Raw genomic sequence first — 17053 nt, 5'->3', positions numbered from 1 at the left:
TTTTGTGTAACGAAGGAATAAATATGAACTTTTTATCGATTACAGATGTGTCATTAAAGAACAAAAAAGTCTTGATGAGAGTGGACTTCAACGTTCCTGTTAAGGATGGAAAAGTAACGAGTTTTGTACGTATTGATGCAGCACTTAAGACGATTGAATATGCACTAAAGGAAGGTGCAGCTGTTATTTTAATGTCACACTTAGGTCGCCCTGTTGAAGGGGAGTATAACGATGAGTTTTCATTGCTCCCTATAGCGAAATGTTTAACAGAAAAACTCAACCGGTCGGTTGAGCTTGTGAAAGACTATTTAAATGGCGTACAAGTTCAGCCTGGTCAAGTAATAATGTGTGAAAATGTACGTTTTAACAAAGGTGAAAATAAATCAGATGAAGGATTATCGCAAAAGTTAGCAAAATTATGTGATGTGTTTGTAATGGATGCCTTTGCAACGGCGCATCGCGCGCAAGCATCAACTTATGGTGTGGCAAAATATGCACCAGTTGCTTGTGCAGGGTTACTGTTAACAGAAGAGTTAAATGCACTTAAAGCTACATTAAAAGATCCGAAAAAACCACTACTTGCAATTGTCGGTGGTTCCAAGGTTTCAACCAAGTTGACTGTACTTGAAAATCTTATTGACCAAGTCGATCAACTTATTGTGGGTGGCGGAATTGCCAATACTTTTTTGGTAGCAGCTGGTTTTAATGTTGGTAATTCTTTAATTGAAGCAGATTTGATTGATACGGCTCGTAGTTTACTTGAGAAAGCTAAACAAAAAGGTGCCGATATTCCACTTCCTATCGATGTTAGAGTTGCTTGCACCTTTGATGAGAAAGCAAAAGTAGAAATTAAAACTGTTGAATCAATTGAGCCAAATGACATAATTTTAGATATTGGTCCGATGACTGAGAATAAACTCTCTCAAATAATTTCCAATGCAAATACTATTTTATGGAATGGTCCAGTTGGGGTATTTGAGTTTGATAATTTTGCTAAAGGCACTCAAGCGATTGCCAATGCAATTGCTCAATCAAAGGCATTTTCAGTGGCTGGAGGCGGGGATACTATTGCAGCAATTGAGAAATTTAATATTAAAAATGATATTTCTTATATTTCAACTGCTGGAGGTGCTTTCCTTGAGTTTATTGAAGGAAAAATCTTACCTGGTGTTGAAGTGTTATGTGAACGTGCACAAGAGGTAAAAGTATGAGAAGAACAAAAATCTTAGCAACGATTGGACCTGCCAGTGAGTCAAAAGAAATGCTAAGTAAAATGGTGGACGCGGGATTAAATGCGGTACGTTGCAATTTCTCACATGGTAGCGCAGATGATCATCGTAAACGTGTGCAATTGATTCGTGAAGTGGCTAAAGAAAAAGGGATACATATTGGAATTCTAGCAGATTTGCAAGGTCCTAAAATTCGTGTAGCTAAGTTCAAAGATAGTAAAATTACACTTAAAACAGGTGATAATTTTGTGCTTGATGCTGAAATGGATAAAACGCAAGGTGATGAAAAAGCTGTTGGTATTGATTATAAAGAGCTACCAAATGATGTTAAAAAGGGAGATATTTTACTTTTAGACGATGGCAAAATTGTGTTGACTGTTGTTAAGGTAGAAAGTGCTAAAGTGCATTGCAAAGTTACAGTAGGTGGTAAGCTATCTAACAATAAAGGGATTAATAAAAAGGGTGGTGGTTTAACTGCCCCTGCTTTAACGGAAAAGGATAAAGAAGATATTAAAACCGCAGCAGCACTTGAAGTGGACTATATTGCTGTATCCTTTCCAAGAGATGCTAAAGACATGGAGTACGCACGTAAGCTCCTGACTGAGGCAGGTAGTGAAGCAGCTATTGTTGCTAAAATTGAACGTACTGAAGCGGTAAAAAATATAGAGGAAATTATTAAAGCTTCTGATGCAATTATGGTGGCAAGAGGGGATTTGGCAGTTGAAATTGGGGATGAGAACGTTCCTGCTGTACAAAAAATGATTATCCGCTTAACGCGTGAATTGGATAAGGTGGTGATTACAGCAACACAAATGATGGAGTCGATGATTACAAGTTCAACACCTACACGTGCCGAAGTATCTGATGTTGCCAATGCCGTATTAGATGGTACGGATGTGGTGATGCTCTCGGCAGAGTCTGCTACAGGTGAATATCCAGTTGAAACAGTTGCAGCAATGTCACGTGTTTGCAAAGCTGCTGAGAACAGTAATTTAGTCCACATTGTCTCTAAAGATAACGTTGCACGTCACCATAATCGTGTTGATGAGGCTGTTGCTAACGCTGCTGTATATTTAGCTAATAATGTTGATGCTAAAGCAATTATTTCATTGACAGAGTCAGGTTCAACAGCGCTTTGGATGTCACGCATTAACACTCATTTGCCGATTTATGGTTTATCACGTAATCGGGCAACTTTAGGTAAAATGACGCTTTATCGTGGTGTGATTCCAATTGAGTTTGATTCAACTCGGATGGCGCGCTTCTATGTTAATCGTGAAGCTTCTCTTGAGTTAGAAAAACGTGGTATTGTCAAGCAAGGTGAGTGGATGGTTCTCACCAGTGGTGATCATATGGGTGTTCATGGTGGGACCAACAAAATCAAAGTAATTCAAGCTGGAAACGTAGTGTAAGGAATAAAAATGGCATTAGTATCGTTACGTCAACTATTAGATCATGCAGCGGAACATAGTTATGGCATCCCTGCATTTAATGTAAATAATCTAGAACAAATTCGTGCTGTGATGGAGGCTGCAAACAAGGTGAAAGCGCCTGTTATTTTGCAAGCCTCAGCAGGAGCAAGAAAATACGCTGGAGCCCCATTTATTCGCCATTTAGTATTAGCGGCAATTGAAGAGTATCCATATATTCCAATTTGTATGCACCAAGATCATGGAACTTCTCCTGATGTATGTCAGCGTTCTATTCAATTAGGTTTTTCATCAGTGATGATGGATGGGTCATTAAAATCAGATGGCAAGACACCTGCTAGTTATGATTACAATGTTGATGTCACTAAGCGTACAGTCGAAATGGCACATGCTTGTGGTGTATCTGTAGAAGGGGAATTAGGTTGTTTAGGTTCATTAGAAACAGGGCAAGCAGGTGAAGAAGATGGTGTGGGTGCAGAAGGTATACTTTCTCATGATCAGTTATTAACTGATCCAGAGGAAGCTGCAGAATTTGTTAAAGCAACCAAAGTAGACGCGTTGGCAATTGCGATTGGCACAAGTCATGGTGCATATAAGTTTACTAAGCCGCCTACAGGTGATGTATTAGCTATTGCAAGGGTGAAAGAGATTCATGCACGTATTCCAGATACACACCTTGTTATGCATGGTTCGTCTTCTGTGCCGCAAGATTGGTTACAAGTCATTAACGAGTTTGGTGGAGAGATGGGTGAAACTTATGGCGTTCCTGTGTCTGAAATTGTTGAAGCGATTAAATATGGTGTGCGAAAGGTTAATATTGACACTGATTTACGTATGGCTGCAACTGGGGCGATTCGTCGTTTTATGGCGACTCATCGCGCTGAATTTGATCCACGTAAATATAATTTAGTAGCAAAAGATGCAATGCGTGATATTTGTCAAGCGCGTTATGAGGCTTTCGGGGCCGCCGGGATGGCCGATAAAATTAAACCTATTTCACTTGAAAATATGTATCAAAAGTACCAATCAGGTGTACTAGGTCCGCGTATTAAATAACATAAGCATCAACTAAAAATACTCAAATTAGCGTTAGTAGTTTTGCACTTTTTAAAAGTAAAAAACTTTAAACTGCTTCAAAATACTCCTTATTCGTAACGGATGAAGTTACTTAGGATTTGAGTTGATTTCTTAAATCTATAAAAGTGCAGACTTAAAGCGTTGCCAACGGCTATTAAAAAGTGAGTTTTGTTTAAATATTCGCTCATTGAAATAGTCTAATGTATGATCGATTTCAGCAAACTCATTACATAAGAGTGCAACGTCTCCACCTGCGTTAAAAAAGGCTTTGCATGAGTCTAGCTGAGTTGCTGTTAGACTTGATGCCGCAAACATTCCAAAATCATCGCTAAATATAATGCCATCAAATTGCAATCTACCGCGAAGGTAGTCCGTTAACCAAAAGTAAGACATAGAGGCAATTTGGGTATCAACGTTAGGGTAATGAAGATGACCAACCATTATACTGTCTGCTTTTTTGTGATCAATAAGCTTAATAAAGGGATAAAGATCAGTATTTTCAATGTCAATTAAGTTACGCATGTCTACGACTATCTCAAAGTGAGAGTCAGCTATAAGGCTACCATGACCTGGAAAGTGTTTTAATACAGAAGTTAACTTATATTGATGCATTAAATTGATGTATTGAGTAGCCAGTGTTACAACTTGCTGTGGATCGTTAGAAAATGCACGTTTATTGATAACTCTACTTTGTGGATGATAAAGGTCAACGATGGGAGTAAAACTGTAATCTACACCATGTGATTTTAGCTCTAGAGCAAGCGTTGCAACATGTTCTTTTATGCTCTTAGGACAATTACTTTGGCTTAAGTCATATAGAGAAGGCAGTTCTGTGAAGCCATCCGTTCTGAATCTTTGGACACGACCACCTTCTTGATCTGCACTAATGAGTAAGTCATGGCGTACATTTTTAATACTTCTGGTAAGTGCTTTTAGTTGGGTACTATCAATGAAATTGCGTGTAAATAGAATCACCCCAACAACGTGAGGATTTTTTAGGCGCACCATATCAGCCGCATTTAAGGTGAGTCCTTCAATTCCGATGATAAACCGTGGGTAAAACATGTGCTATGGATTGCTGTTGATTGCCGTATTATCACTAGCGTGATCATTGTTAGTCGTTTGAGTGAGTTCATCCGATTGAGTCGATTGGTCGGTAGTTAGATTTGCAGTGACTTTTTGTTGCTGTGCTGTTGTGGTGGGTGATGGTAAAGTAATAACGCTTTGCTTTAAGGCGTTTGCCTTTTCTTGTAAGTATAAGCCGTATACAGTATAAGCTAAAAAACCAATTAAAATTAAAATGGCTAGTCGATTAATGTAGTCAAAAACTTTCATTTTTCCTCTGCTTGAGTGCTTATAATCTAGGTAGTCAATATAATTTAAGATATTGATGATTTTTCTTTCCTGCATACCTAAGCACTCGGCATATTTTCGGTAGTAGTTTTTTAAGGATTGAGTTGGTAAATTTAGGCTGAATAAGTCTTCGCTATCTTCAAGCATATGAATCGTTTGTGCGGTAAAACTCATCTTAGTGGCAATGACTTCTACTGTAAGTTTTTGCTTTTCGCGTAGTTGTTTGAGTTGTTGCTGAAAGCTGTACATTAAGCTTTATTCATATTTTAGAGCGTTAATGTAATGAAGTATAATCAACTGGTTTAGTTGCATCAATGCTTTTATACCTGATGTTTTATTTATATACTCTCGTAAAAAATAATAATGACCTGTTCTCTCACTGAAGCAAGGATCCTAATTTAATTAAAAACATTGTAATTTTTAGAGTTTAAGTAAAGTTTTTGGTTATGATGCTATTGTTATTAGATGTTAAATCAATTAATCTTTAGCTGGATATTAACCAACAGCATAAAGAATGTTTCAATATAGGGGGGAACGTATGGCTGCTACAATGCATTATAAATTGAAACCGGACGATCAATCTGCGAGAACTTTTCCATTGCGTGAGGTGGTACGTAAACGCGTACAACATTACTATAGAATGGTAAGTCAAGAAGGTTTAAGACCAGAAGAAGTTTATAAACTCATTATGGAAGAAACCGAGTGTCCAATGATTGAAGCAACGATGGATTTCACAGGTCACAACCAAAGTCGTTCCGCAAGAATTCTAGGACTTAATCGCGGAACTTTTCGTAAAAAGCTAGAACAATATAACATACTTAATGAAAAGGCTGATGCGCCCTTAAAATAGACTACTCGTGATCAATAACTCTACCTTTTTGTGCATTTTCAGAAAAGGTAGAGTTTTCTTTAAGTGCTTGTTGTCTTTTAAAAATATCACGAATGCGCTTTTTAGCAATTAATCCATAAATGACAAAGCATATTCCTAAAAAAACAAACAATGGTAACAGCAAAATGCAGATGGTGATAAGAAACACAAGGTGAGCAAGGGTTAATTTTTTCATTTAAAGCTGATTTTATCTTGATTGGATGGGTTAAACTATATACAAACAAGTTGCTTTTAACTAGAGTTTATACCATAAAAATATTACTTCTTATGTACAACAATATCCCAGACATTATGCTTAAGTGCTTGACCACGCTTTTCGAACTTGGTGATTGGTCGTGAATTAGGTCGTGTTGCAAAACCATTGTGATCATTTTTAAGCTCATTATCTTTTGTAAAAAGTTCAAGCACCTCATCTGCATATTGTTGCCAGTCGGTGGCAAAATGAATAAAACCATCTGTTTTTAATTTTCGAACTAAAAGTTTGATAAAATCAGCGTTGACTAAACGTCGCTTGTGATGGCGTTTCTTATGCCATGGGTCAGGAAAGAAAATTTGGACACCTGTTAGGCTATTATCAGCAATCATTTTATGAAGTACCTCTACCGCGTCATGCTGCATGATACGGAGGTTAGAAAGGTTGTTGCTATGGATATGATCAAGTATATTACCAACGCCTGGTTCATGAACTTCTATACCAAGGAAATTGGTAGTTGGTATCTCTTTAGCCATTTTTACTAAGCTGTCACCCATCCCAAAACCAATTTCAAGCACAAGCGCTTGAGATGTGGCATAGTACTGATTAAAATCTGTGACTAAGTCACAAAAATTGATTTTATAGGATGTAGCATATTCATTAAGTGCGTACTGTTGGCGAGTGGTTGTACGACCTGCACGTTTGACAAAGCTTTTGATCGTGCGCATGTGTTTGATGGGTGTATTGTCAGTCATGTAATCAAAGTGTTTTGTTTTACTAAAAAATCGTATAGTAAAGTTTGGCGTCAAAAAGTGCAACCTAATCAAGAGTGAATTGGAATCTATTTGGAAGGAGTGTATTTAAAACGATTCTATGTTTGCTTTACAAGCTTATTATTAGAGATAATACGAAGTAGGAGTCATGACAGGAAAAAATTAAAATTAATTTGGAGTGGTAGTACAATCTGCCGAACGATAGTAATGGTCAATATAAGTATCTAGATCGCAGCAATCAGCTTGTTCAAGTTCTAACTGTTTTTGAATAGAATCTTGTGCTTGATCATGAAATGCTTTTTTCTCTATTTCGTTTAGTTGAATGGACTTTAAATTTTGAGTATGGGTTTGTGATAAATCTAAAATAGTACCCAAATAATCTGTTTCTCTAAACTTCATTACTTGAGCGGATGGCGTTTTATTACTATCTTCAATTTTTCCCAACTGGGTAGCAACTGCTTGCTCATAATCATTACCCATTTGTTGAGCAATTTTGGCAATCAGCTCCAATTGCCTTATTCCCATTTCTTTGAGTAAGGTAGTATTGTTGTGAGTATCTGTAAGTGTAAGATTTGGATAACGACCTTTTTCAACCACTTGGTTGAAATTGTATTTATTACGAACAATTTCACTTTGAGCATAGTGCTTAGTTGGTTGCATTAGGCAGGTTAACAATAGCGCCTCAATGAAGTGAGCTGTTGGTTTATCAATTCCAAGCGAATTAAAAGGGTTCACATCCAGTACACGTACTTCTAAATAACGAACGCCGCGATTCAATAATGCACATGCTGGACGCTCACAACGCTTGACAATTTGTTTTGGACGAATGGCGTTATAGTATTCATTTTCAATTTGTAAAATGCTGGTATTGAGTTGTTGGCGGAGATGATTTTGATCATAAAGACCGATTTTTTCAAAGTCAGGATAAGTTTGTTTAGTTGCGCCTATTAAGTCATAAACATAGTCTTTAAGGTTATTGTATGAAATAAACAAATTTTTCTGTGCATTGCTTTGATACCCAAGGTTACTCATTCTTAAGCTTGTTGTATATTCCCCAATATAAAAATCTTTATTGAGTTCTTGTAGGTAATTGGGCTTATTCTTAACAGATGTTTTTGCACAAATGGGTGAGCTACCAAATAAATAAGGTAATAGCCACATAAAGTCAAAATAATGATTAATCGCAGAAAAATACAGCTGATCATGGCTAAGTTTTCTTTGTGCGGAGAGCTCAGTAAGTAAATCAAGGTCATAGGAAAAATTATAATGAACACCAGAAATGGTTTGCATGATTTTACCATAGCGCTTGGCAAGCCCTCGTCGATAGACTTCTTTCATTTTTCCTGAATTTGAAGTACCAAAGTTGGCTATGTGGATCTTATTTTCTGTCATTATAAGTGGCATGCTGGTACTAAGCAAAAGCTCATCTTCGGGTAAGTTCTGAGTGCAAAAAGCAGAAATACTTTGCAAGCGATTGAGTGTTTTATCAATGCTATCAAAAGGCTCGGTGATCAGCTCTAATAAACTTTCAGCAAAATCAACGGTGATATTAGAGTGAGTGAGTTTTGAACCTAGAGACTTTGGGTGAGGTGATAGTGCTATTGCCCCATTTTTTAAAATGCGCAAGCCTTCGCGTTCAATGCCACGCTTGTGGACATAACCATTTAAGTTTAAAGTCATTTTTATGCTGTTGTTATAATCGTATTCTTTGCAGTGTACGAAAAAATACTGCTGCTGACTAGCCCTACTCTATGCTAACAGAGTAAGAAAGTTGCGTTTTACGTTTTTGAATTTTGGATATTGTTAATCAATGCTAAACCAATTGCACCAAGTCCAAGCAATACCATCATAAGCACACTCAACCCATAAACAGGATGGATGTGGACTAAAGTTAAGGCAACAAGAGGAGCAGCCCCACTTAAACCGTTACCAATACTATAGGCAAATGCACATCCTGTAGTTCTCCATTCACTATCAAAAGCTTCGGCAAAAAGAGGAGATATAGCACCTTGGATGGCAGTCATAAAGAGTGTAAAAACAGTCAAAGCAAGAAATACCCACATTGGTTCGTTAGTTTGAATAAGGTAAATCATGGGAATGACGCTTATAAAAAACAAGGTTGCCGTGGTATAGAATAGTTGCTTAGCACCAATCCTATCAGCAAACTGCCCAAACATTGGATAAAGCAAACAAGCAAAAATTAAAGAGAAGCTATTAATTAAGAAAGCAGTCTGTTCAGATACATTAAGCTCAGTAGTTTGATAATTAAGTAAATAGGTAAAAACAATGTAATAAAGTGATGCTGCCATAGTGGTAAGTAAAGTTACTGCAATGATGGCTTTGTATTGTTGCACTAACCACACAAAAACATTTTGCTTATGCTTTTTTTTGTGTACATCTGGATAACTTTCATGTCTGTTGAGAAAGAGGTAAATTAAGAACAAGAGCCCGCTTAGTGCAAAAGGGACACGCCAAATAAATTGAGCTTCTTGGTGTGAGAATAAACTTGAAGAGACAAAACCTACAACAGAAGCGAGAAGAAAGCCTAAGGAGGAAATCGAAAAAACCAATCCTACAGCAAATCCTTTATCAGCATGATGATCTTTTACCGATAAGGAAATAAGTCCTGGAAATTGACCACCAACTGATAGACCTTGAATAATACGCAAAGTTACAAGAAAAATGGGCGCCAAGATACCAATCGTTTGATAGTCTGGTAAAAGTGCGACAATAAAAGTTGAAATACCCATGGCGATCACACATAAGTTAATCATCATCTTTGGGTGATAGCGATCACTTAGCCATCCTACTAATAATCCACCCACTGGACGTGCAACAGAGCCAAGAAAAAAAGTGGCAAAGGTTAACAATAAACTCACATATGGATTTTGGCTAGGGAAAAAATCTTTTGCAATATAGACAGAAAAGTAGATATAAAGTGAGAAGTCGTACCATTCGATGATATTACCAAAGGACAATCGCGCAAAACTGACCAGCGATGGTTTTTTCATTTTAAAATGTAAGTTTGGTATGTCCAATGCTTTACAAGGGTGACATAGATTATTTGAAAATCCAAGAATAATGTTTGATTTATTTGGATCGGAACGAAAAATCTGTTTTAACGTTGGGTACCCATCATGAATTATTGTGTTGTGTTTAGTTAGCGAAGTAGTTTTTAGTGGTGTTGATTTTATAGATTGACCTCAGTTTAAGAGTTTTTATAGCTGCCGTAGCAATCTATCGTTATAATGCAGCGATTACTAATAAAGAAATGGCACAATAGCTGTTAATGGATACTATACATTACTTAATCGATTTTGTATTAAACCTAAACGCTCATATGAATATCCTAGTCAATAGTTTTGGTTTATGGACATATGCTTTATTGTTTTTAATTATATTTTGTGAAACGGGACTTGTTATCATGCCATTTTTACCTGGAGATTCACTTTTATTTGCAATTGGTATCATCACTGCCACTACAAGTCTTAATGTTCATTTAATGGTGTTTGTGCTTGCTTTTGCTGCTATTCTTGGTGACAATCTCAACTACTGGATAGGACATTTATTTGGTGAAAAGTTATTTAAGCCAGATGCTAAAATTTTAAAGACTTCACATTTAGAGAAAACCCATCAATTCTTTGAAAAATATGGTGCTAAAGCCATTATTATTGCCCGTTTTGTCCCTATAATACGCACATTTACCCCCTTTGCTGCGGGGATGGGAGAGATGCCTTATCGTCGTTTTATTATATTAAGTGTTATTGCTGCTTTTATTTGGGTTGGTTCTATTACTTATTTGGGCTATTTCTTTAGTAATATCCCATTTATGCAAGAGAATTTCAGCTACCTTGTTGTTATAATCATTTTAGTTTCTATCACACCTCTAATTATTGAAATTATTAAAAAAAGATGCATACTAAAAAAACAAGGTAAAGAGAAAAGTTAATCTATAATCATCGCAATTAATCACCAAAACCAACGTTCTGAACAACCTAGAAAAAGGGGTAAATTACTTGAAAAGCACCGATTGATCATGCAGAATTCTCCTAGTTTAAATTTATATTTGATTTCACCATGAACTTATTTAGTCGATTCAAACGTAATCATCACGAAAAAATTAAACGATCTGAAACTTCTTTACTCTCTTCTGATCAACAACAAAAAGAAGACTCGGTTGACACCCTTGATACGGTAAACAAGTATACTATTACTGAAATTTCTACTCTTCCAGAAGAAACAACTTCAGCTCCAAGCAACGCCGAAAAGCGTGGTCTGCTCTCACGTTTAAAAGAGGGGCTTAAAAAGACACGTGTCAAACTTGGTAGCGGTATAGGCGATTTATTACTGGGAAAGAAAATCATTGATGATGATTTAATTGATAATATAGAAATGCAGCTTTTAACTGCTGATGTTGGTATTGAAGCAACTCAAGAAATTATCGAAACCGTGCGTAGCAAAGTCAACCGTAATGAGTTACAAACGATGGAAGCTCTTACCGAGCTATTAAAAGAAAAGTTAAGAGAAATTCTAATACTATCGGAAAGATCACTTGTCATTGATAGTCGACATAAGCCTTACGTCATTCTAATGATTGGAATTAATGGAGCTGGTAAAACAACCACAATTGGTAAATTGGCCAAGCGATTCCAAAACGAAGGCAAATCGGTGATGCTTGCAGCAGGTGATACATTTAGAGCTGCTGCGGTAGAGCAACTCCAAGTATGGGGTGATCGCAATAATATTGCTGTGATTGCCCAACATACAGGTGCTGATAGTGCTTCTGTTATTTATGACGCTGTACAAGCTGCTAAATCACGCCATATTGATATTGTAATTGCTGATACTGCTGGGCGGTTACATAATAAAGGTAACTTGATGGAAGAGCTTAAAAAAGTAGCACGCGTAATGAAAAAGTTAGATGATGACGCTCCTCATGAAGTCATGCTTGTACTGGACTCAGGCACAGGTCAAAATGCAATTATGCAAGCACAAGAATTCAACAAAACCATTCCAGTAACAGGTATTGCTCTAACGAAAATGGATGGTACTGCCAAGGGTGGAGTGATCTTTGCAATTGCTAAAAAGCTTGGCTTACCCATTCGTTTCATTGGCATCGGCGAGAAAATTGATGATCTTCGCATCTTCAATGCAAATGACTTTATTGATGCACTCTTTAGCAAAGATTAGACTCTGTGAGTACATGGATTTGCTCATTTTGCAATCGGTTAAATATTTATAAAAATCATAGACCTTTAAATGTTGGACCCTGAAACCTGGAATTTAAGTGATGAAGAAGTGATCCAATAAATCACATAATTTTATGGTAACATAGAGGATTTAAAACTAGACCTGTTGGTGTGGTGGAGAAAAACCTATATCAATAGCCTTTTTTTTGAAATGTAGTCCCTCAACGCACGTATCTTAACACTGGTCCTAATTACTAGAAAAATTTGAACGATGCACAACAAAAGTTATTTTTTTGAACTATGAAGCATCTGAAAATAATCCTGAATTTCGTTTGCTATTACAGATGCAAGGCACTCAGTTGCTGAATAATTACACTTTAATACATTGTTCAGCTATACATTGAGATAAATATCATTTAGCCTGTGTTGACTTTTGTTCATCCTGGAACATCTGATGAGAATAAAACTCCCTGTATTGTCACGGGTTTGTGGCATCTTGTTTATCCTCCTATCGATATCAACTTTTACGACTTATGGTGCTGATCGCACACATATTGATTGGCTCTCATCAGGCTTTCCTAAGCAAATTACAGACCAGGTAACGGGTTTAAAACTTCAATTTAATTATGATCGGCATGAACGTCCCTATCGTATTGTCAGCAGCGATGGTGAAACCAAGAGAACCTGGCAATATACCTATAGTGCCACCGTCAGAGGTGGCAAGGCAATGGCAAAGGTGGCATTGCCAAGGGTGATTAAGGACAAGGCAGTTGCAAAGAAGGTAAGTAGTGGTGCTGAAAACGTAAACGCGCAATCAGCTCTTAGAGCGAAATTATCTGGACTAGAGAAAGCACAGCAAAATGCAGCTAGAGTCAGAGAGATGCCTGATGGAAGAATTAGATATTACGAGGCGGAACGTGCTGCACGTAATCCAGGACCGACACGAGGTTCATCCTATGTAACGGAATATAATCCGGCTAATGGGAATGTTAAATCATGGAATGAAGCATATGATCAAGCCGGAAATGTGAATCGCGTTCATCCTAAAATGATAAATGGTCAAACGATTAATTCTCAGCATTATCCACCCACCGCACGAGAGCTAGGATTGCAGTAATGAAAATAAGTAAAGCTAAGTTTGGAAAAATGCTAGCGAATAAGCTGCAAGAGACAACTGATGTGGTTGCTTTATCAAGGTGGTCATATGCAATATTTTTAGATTGTCAACGAGAAGTAGAGCCAAATCTGCGTGATCTCCTTTTGGATCTGATAAGAATGGAGGATGCACCTGAGTTTGAGTATTCTGTTGAAGAACTTAGGAAGCTTGCCCAGGATTTACAAAATAAGCGATAAAGGTCTTATGTGTAAAAGTTTAGACTTGACTTTGGACAATCGAAGAAAATATCTTTAGCATATTTATTGTAAGGTATTGCCGATAGTGCTAAAATGCGCGCGGAATTGTCACGAGTTCAGCAGCTTAACTAAATTCTGATTGACTTTGCATCGGTTTTTTTGCTATAAAGCTGTCCTTTGAGAATTTAATAATCATAGCTACTTAAATTATAAAAATTGATTGGAGGTAACATGTCTAGAGTTTGTATGGTTACAGGCAAGCGCCCAATGACTGGCAACAACGTATCACATGCACAAAACAAAACAAAACGCCGCTTTCTGCCAAATTTGCATAATCATCGTTTTTGGGTTGAAAGCGAAAACCGCTATATCCGTCTACGTGTTAGCTCAAAAGGTATGCGTATTATCGATAAGAAAGGAATCGATTTTGTATTAGCTGATCTACGTGCACGTAAGGTTAAATTTTAATTGCATTAACACTTTAGGAGTCATTCATTATGCGTGATAAAATCAAACTTGTTTCAAGTGCAGGTACAGGTCATTTCTATACTACAACCAAAAATAAGCGTACCATGCCGAACAAGATGGAAATTAAAAAATACGATCCTGTTGTACGTCAACACGTTATCTATAAAGAAGCAAAAATCAAGTAAGTATACTTTTTTAGATATAAGCTCTCGCATAGGCGGGATTTTTATTTCTCTATTTATACCACCACAAATAAAAAAGGCTACCACTGTAGCCTATTACACATCACAAAGGAACCTTTATAGCATACCGTAGTGAGCTAGTTTCTTACGGAAGGTACCACGGTTAATACCGAGAATCTTGGCAGCACGACTTTGATTACCACCAGTGTATTCCATTGTTGCTTCAATCAAAGGCAGCTCAACTTCAGCCATTACTAATTCATAAACGTTTTCAGGTCTTGAGCCCTGTGCAACCATGTTTTTATAGTAGGTCGCAATAACCTCTTTAATATGATCACGAAGCGGTAGTTCTTGATGCACTTCTACTACTTTATGTGCATCACCGTAATGCATCGTCGTTGGCATATTTTTTTCCTCTTAAATTTTTGTGGTTTTACATCAACAGAAACTCACTATCACAATACGTTTTGAGCACTGTTTTTATTGATCTTACGAATCAACTGTGTATTATAAGGACAGCATGATTTAAAAGCAAGCGCAATCACGCTTACAATCATGCGTGACGCACAAAATAAGACCAGATGATTTTTAAGATTATCTATTCATTACCAATAAACAAAAAGAATTAAATTCATGACTGATACACCGATTAGAAAAACTTTATCGCTAAAGAGAAAAAAAATAGCTGAAGGTAACAATACTAAGCAACACAGCTCATCTACAAACAATAATAATTACCAACATCGCAAACCATTGCAATACAATCAAGAGCAAAACGAAAGCTTTAACAAAGCTGAAGGCAAAATGCAACAAGGTACTGACTATATTAAGCTTCTTGCTAACAAGGATCCTATTCTTGAAGATTTACAACAAAAAAGAGCAGCGCTGTTGACTCAAATAAACATACTTGAACAGCGTCTTATTTTTATATCTAGTGAACCTTTGCAAGCAGCATGTAATGAGCTAAAGCAGCAAGATACTAAGATTTTATGTAAGATTAACGATTACCTTATTTCTAAATAAACGTATCAAATTTATCTGGTTTTTTCGAATATTTCCTTAATACCTTTTTTGGCTAAGCTTAGCATTTGCTGGAAATCCTCATCAGAAAAAGGAATTCCTTCAGCTGTACCTTGAATTTCAATGATGCCACCATTATGCGTCATTACGATATTCATGTCGGTGTCAGCTGCTGAATCTTCGGCATAATCTAAATCTAACACGACTGAGCCTTGGTAGATACCTACGGAAACAGCAGCTACACTTGCTTGAAGAGGGTGAGCTTCCTCTGTTATCAATCCATTTTTTTGCATATAACAAATAGCGTCTTGAATTGCTAAACTCGCCCCTGTTATTGCTGCTGTTCTTGTGCCACCATCTGCTTGCAACACATCACAATCCACCTTTATTGTATAACCTGGAACTTGGCTTAAATCTACCGTGGCTCTTAATGCTCTACCAATTAGACGCTGAATTTCTTGTGTTCTTCCAGATTGCTTGCCCTTTGTAGCTTCTCTATCCATCCGTGAGTGTGTAGAGCGTGGCAACATTCCATATTCTGCTGTTAACCATCCTTGGTTAGTATCTTTTAAAAATTTTGGCACTTCCTTCAAAACTGAAGCAGTACATAGTACTTTTGTATCGCCAAAGCTTATCAAAACAGAACCTTCTGCATGCTTGGTAAAGCCATGAATAATTGTTAACTCACGCATTTGATCTACTTTTCGTTGACTTGGACGCATATTGATTCCTGTTTTTTTTACAATAAGTGCACAGTATATCTGACTCACCCCGTATTTTGCAGCTTTTATTACTCATTACAACTCATTTTAAGCCTTAAGTAAATATCACAAAACCCTTTGTGGCAGCTATGTAAGCTTTGCTATACTAACGCTAGTTTTTAGCTTGCATATTAATAAACATCTTATGAAAGTAACCTATATAGAAGCCATACAAGTCATTCATAAAAAGGACTTCCCGTGCTACGTTATTACAGGCAAAGAGCCATTCCAAAAAAATAAATTGGTTGACTTGATTAATCAAAAATATAAAGCACAGCAGTTTGAAATTTTACGCACACAGATCACCAATCAGCAATATGATTTTCTTCAACTCAACTACAATACATTTAGCCTATTTGCTGAACAAAGACTCTTACAGTTGCATATTAGTAAAGCGCCTGACAAGAATGCAAAGAAGCTACTTACTGAGTGTGTAAATAGCGTGCCACAAAACGATCGCTATTTACTCGTGTTTGAAGACTTAAACAGTGCTCAACAAAAAACAAAATGGTTTCAAACTATCATTCAGAATGCGCTCTATGTACAGATCTGGCCTGTTAGTATTAATGAAGCTATGACATTAATTAAACTTGAACTTACTTCACTTAAAACACCTATTAAACTTACTCAAGATGCCCTTATGCTGTTAGCACAAAAAACAGAGGGCAATTTATTTGCTGCTAGTCAAATTATCAGCCTGTTACAAGATCAGCCTGAAAAAAGCTTTGATCAGTACACTCTTTCTCAATACTTAAGCAATGCTATGAGTTATGATGTATTTGATCTATCTCAAAGTATCGTTGAACAAAATATCAACCGCTCGCTTACGATTCTACAATACTTATTCAAAGAACGTATCGAGACTGCTATCATTTTATGGGCCATTGTAAAGGAAGTTCGAATCTGGCTTAAGCTCTCAACGCAAACACCACAACAGCAACAAAGCACTTTTGTCACGAATAATATTTGGCGTGACAAACAAATTGCCTATCAGCGCTTAATTAAAAAGTTTCACCCAAACCAATATAGCCAATTGTTAAACAAATGCTTTATGATTGATTTAATGATCAAAGGTATAGAGTCTGGGAACGTTGAAAAAGAGCTAAATGAACTAATTTGTCAGCTTCATCATTAAA

20 protein-coding genes are annotated in these 17053 nt (G+C 36.8%); 12 read left to right on the top strand and 8 right to left on the bottom strand.

Annotated features, from left to right (window positions below; all coding sequences use genetic code 11):
• Window positions 1-23: 23 nt before the first annotated feature.
• The 3 genes from DNJ77_RS05665 to fba are packed head-to-tail and all read left to right on the top strand — an operon-like array spanning window position 24 to window position 3715.
• Window positions 24-1211, top strand: a complete 1188-nt coding sequence (locus tag DNJ77_RS05665) for a phosphoglycerate kinase (protein ID WP_116964026.1) — start codon at window positions 24-26, stop codon at window positions 1209-1211.
• The gene (gene pyk, locus DNJ77_RS05660; protein WP_116964025.1) at window positions 1208-2641 is read left to right on the top strand and encodes a pyruvate kinase; all 1434 of its coding nucleotides are present in this window, start codon (window positions 1208-1210) and stop codon (window positions 2639-2641) included. The genes DNJ77_RS05665 and pyk overlap by 4 nt, the downstream gene beginning before the upstream one ends.
• A 9-nt stretch (window positions 2642-2650) precedes the next feature.
• A complete protein-coding gene (gene fba, locus DNJ77_RS05655) occupies window positions 2651-3715 on the top strand; it encodes a class II fructose-bisphosphate aldolase (protein WP_116964024.1) in 1065 nt (354 codons plus the stop codon).
• Window positions 3716-3853: 138 nt separating this feature from the next.
• On the opposite strand, the gene nagZ is transcribed toward fba, so the two are convergent.
• Together nagZ and DNJ77_RS05645 are read right to left on the bottom strand one after the other, a co-directional pair.
• A complete protein-coding gene (gene nagZ / locus DNJ77_RS05650; RefSeq protein WP_116964023.1) occupies window positions 3854-4801 on the bottom strand; it encodes a beta-N-acetylhexosaminidase in 948 nt (315 codons plus the stop codon).
• Window positions 4802-4804: 3 nt separating this feature from the next.
• Entirely contained in the window at window positions 4805-5338 is a 534-nt protein-coding gene (locus tag DNJ77_RS05645; protein WP_116964022.1) for a helix-turn-helix domain-containing protein, read from the bottom strand.
• A gap of 289 nt (window positions 5339-5627) precedes the next feature.
• Between DNJ77_RS05645 and DNJ77_RS05640 the strand changes: the two genes are divergently transcribed.
• Complete coding sequence (locus tag DNJ77_RS05640; RefSeq protein WP_116964021.1) at window positions 5628-5939, top strand: helix-turn-helix domain-containing protein; 312 nt, start codon at window positions 5628-5630, stop codon at window positions 5937-5939.
• 1 nt (window position 5940) lies between these two features.
• Here DNJ77_RS05640 and DNJ77_RS05635 read toward each other — a convergent pair whose 3' ends face one another.
• The 4 genes from DNJ77_RS05635 to DNJ77_RS05620 all read right to left on the bottom strand — a co-directional run bounded on the left by DNJ77_RS05635 (window position 5941) and on the right by DNJ77_RS05620 (window position 9955).
• A complete protein-coding gene (locus tag DNJ77_RS05635; protein ID WP_116964020.1) occupies window positions 5941-6153 on the bottom strand; it encodes a hypothetical protein in 213 nt (70 codons plus the stop codon).
• Between the two features lie 83 nt (window positions 6154-6236).
• Window positions 6237-6926, bottom strand: a complete 690-nt coding sequence (gene trmB / locus DNJ77_RS05630; protein WP_116964019.1) for a tRNA (guanosine(46)-N7)-methyltransferase TrmB — start codon at window positions 6924-6926, stop codon at window positions 6237-6239.
• 186 nt (window positions 6927-7112) lie between these two features.
• Window positions 7113-8624, bottom strand: a complete 1512-nt coding sequence (gshA, locus tag DNJ77_RS05625; RefSeq protein WP_239986756.1) for a glutamate--cysteine ligase — start codon at window positions 8622-8624, stop codon at window positions 7113-7115.
• Between the two features lie 98 nt (window positions 8625-8722).
• On the bottom strand, window positions 8723-9955 hold the full coding sequence (locus DNJ77_RS05620) for an MFS transporter (protein ID WP_116964017.1): 1233 nt from the start codon (window positions 9953-9955) through the stop codon (window positions 8723-8725).
• 278 nt (window positions 9956-10233) lie between these two features.
• On the opposite strand from DNJ77_RS05620, the gene DNJ77_RS05615 reads away from it, so the two are divergent.
• The 6 genes from DNJ77_RS05615 to rpmG all read left to right on the top strand — a co-directional run bounded on the left by DNJ77_RS05615 (window position 10234) and on the right by rpmG (window position 14139).
• Complete coding sequence (locus DNJ77_RS05615; protein WP_116964016.1) at window positions 10234-10893, top strand: DedA family protein; 660 nt, start codon at window positions 10234-10236, stop codon at window positions 10891-10893.
• Between the two features lie 128 nt (window positions 10894-11021).
• Window positions 11022-12134, top strand: a complete 1113-nt coding sequence (gene ftsY / locus DNJ77_RS05610; RefSeq protein ID WP_116964015.1) for a signal recognition particle-docking protein FtsY — start codon at window positions 11022-11024, stop codon at window positions 12132-12134.
• Window positions 12135-12587: 453 nt separating this feature from the next.
• Window positions 12588-13250 carry a hypothetical protein gene (locus DNJ77_RS05605; RefSeq protein WP_116964014.1) on the top strand — a complete coding sequence of 221 codons (663 nt, stop codon included), beginning with the start codon at window positions 12588-12590 and terminating at the stop codon, window positions 13248-13250.
• Window positions 13250-13486, top strand: coding sequence for a hypothetical protein (locus DNJ77_RS05600; protein WP_116964013.1), 237 nt, complete (start codon window positions 13250-13252; stop codon window positions 13484-13486). Before DNJ77_RS05605 ends, DNJ77_RS05600 begins: the two co-directional genes overlap by 1 nt.
• 231 nt (window positions 13487-13717) lie before the next feature.
• Window positions 13718-13954, top strand: coding sequence for a 50S ribosomal protein L28 (rpmB, locus tag DNJ77_RS05595; protein ID WP_116964012.1), 237 nt, complete (start codon window positions 13718-13720; stop codon window positions 13952-13954).
• Window positions 13955-13983: 29 nt separating this feature from the next.
• Window positions 13984-14139 (top strand): 50S ribosomal protein L33, encoded by a 156-nt coding sequence (rpmG, locus tag DNJ77_RS05590; RefSeq protein ID WP_116964011.1) that lies wholly within the window; start codon window positions 13984-13986, stop codon window positions 14137-14139.
• A 114-nt stretch (window positions 14140-14253) separates the two neighbouring features.
• Here the strand turns inward: rpmG and DNJ77_RS05585 are convergent, their stop codons facing one another.
• Window positions 14254-14541, bottom strand: a complete 288-nt coding sequence (locus tag DNJ77_RS05585) for a helix-turn-helix domain-containing protein (protein WP_116964010.1) — start codon at window positions 14539-14541, stop codon at window positions 14254-14256.
• A 228-nt stretch (window positions 14542-14769) separates the two neighbouring features.
• Here DNJ77_RS05585 and DNJ77_RS05580 point away from each other — a divergent pair, with 228 nt between their 5' ends.
• Window positions 14770-15159, top strand: a complete 390-nt coding sequence (locus tag DNJ77_RS05580) for a hypothetical protein (protein WP_116964009.1) — start codon at window positions 14770-14772, stop codon at window positions 15157-15159.
• An 11-nt stretch (window positions 15160-15170) separates the two neighbouring features.
• Here the strand turns inward: DNJ77_RS05580 and rph are convergent, their stop codons facing one another.
• Window positions 15171-15878, bottom strand: coding sequence for a ribonuclease PH (rph, locus tag DNJ77_RS05575; RefSeq protein ID WP_116964063.1), 708 nt, complete (start codon window positions 15876-15878; stop codon window positions 15171-15173).
• Between the two features lie 184 nt (window positions 15879-16062).
• On the opposite strand from rph, the gene holA reads away from it, so the two are divergent.
• A complete protein-coding gene (gene holA / locus DNJ77_RS05570; protein ID WP_116964008.1) occupies window positions 16063-17052 on the top strand; it encodes a DNA polymerase III subunit delta in 990 nt (329 codons plus the stop codon).
• Window position 17053: the final 1 nt, after the last annotated feature.

It is taken from the genome of Fastidiosibacter lacustris (assembly GCF_003428155.1).
Taxonomy (GTDB): Bacteria; Pseudomonadota; Gammaproteobacteria; order Francisellales; family Francisellaceae; genus Caedibacter; species Caedibacter lacustris.
The sequence above is the reverse complement of the archived record's forward strand: the minus strand, read 5'-3'. Positions and strand labels throughout refer to the sequence as shown.

Coding starts and splice junctions, on each gene's coding strand:
- DNJ77_RS05665 (WP_116964026.1), top strand. CDS start 24: ATGAACTTTTTATCGATTACAGATGTGTCATTAAAGAACAAAAAAGTC.
- pyk (WP_116964025.1), top strand. CDS start 1,208: ATGAGAAGAACAAAAATCTTAGCAACGATTGGACCTGCCAGTGAGTCA.
- fba (WP_116964024.1), top strand. CDS start 2,651: ATGGCATTAGTATCGTTACGTCAACTATTAGATCATGCAGCGGAACAT.
- nagZ (WP_116964023.1), bottom strand. CDS start 4,801: ATGTTTTACCCACGGTTTATCATCGGAATTGAAGGACTCACCTTAAAT.
- DNJ77_RS05645 (WP_116964022.1), bottom strand. CDS start 5,338: ATGTACAGCTTTCAGCAACAACTCAAACAACTACGCGAAAAGCAAAAA.
- DNJ77_RS05640 (WP_116964021.1), top strand. CDS start 5,628: ATGGCTGCTACAATGCATTATAAATTGAAACCGGACGATCAATCTGCG.
- DNJ77_RS05635 (WP_116964020.1), bottom strand. CDS start 6,153: ATGAAAAAATTAACCCTTGCTCACCTTGTGTTTCTTATCACCATCTGC.
- trmB (WP_116964019.1), bottom strand. CDS start 6,926: ATGACTGACAATACACCCATCAAACACATGCGCACGATCAAAAGCTTT.
- gshA (WP_239986756.1), bottom strand. CDS start 8,624: ATGACTTTAAACTTAAATGGTTATGTCCACAAGCGTGGCATTGAACGC.
- DNJ77_RS05620 (WP_116964017.1), bottom strand. CDS start 9,955: ATGAAAAAACCATCGCTGGTCAGTTTTGCGCGATTGTCCTTTGGTAAT.
- DNJ77_RS05615 (WP_116964016.1), top strand. CDS start 10,234: ATGGATACTATACATTACTTAATCGATTTTGTATTAAACCTAAACGCT.
- ftsY (WP_116964015.1), top strand. CDS start 11,022: ATGAACTTATTTAGTCGATTCAAACGTAATCATCACGAAAAAATTAAA.
- DNJ77_RS05605 (WP_116964014.1), top strand. CDS start 12,588: ATGAGAATAAAACTCCCTGTATTGTCACGGGTTTGTGGCATCTTGTTT.
- DNJ77_RS05600 (WP_116964013.1), top strand. CDS start 13,250: ATGAAAATAAGTAAAGCTAAGTTTGGAAAAATGCTAGCGAATAAGCTG.
- rpmB (WP_116964012.1), top strand. CDS start 13,718: ATGTCTAGAGTTTGTATGGTTACAGGCAAGCGCCCAATGACTGGCAAC.
- rpmG (WP_116964011.1), top strand. CDS start 13,984: ATGCGTGATAAAATCAAACTTGTTTCAAGTGCAGGTACAGGTCATTTC.
- DNJ77_RS05585 (WP_116964010.1), bottom strand. CDS start 14,541: ATGCCAACGACGATGCATTACGGTGATGCACATAAAGTAGTAGAAGTG.
- DNJ77_RS05580 (WP_116964009.1), top strand. CDS start 14,770: ATGACTGATACACCGATTAGAAAAACTTTATCGCTAAAGAGAAAAAAA.
- rph (WP_116964063.1), bottom strand. CDS start 15,878: ATGCGTCCAAGTCAACGAAAAGTAGATCAAATGCGTGAGTTAACAATT.
- holA (WP_116964008.1), top strand. CDS start 16,063: ATGAAAGTAACCTATATAGAAGCCATACAAGTCATTCATAAAAAGGAC.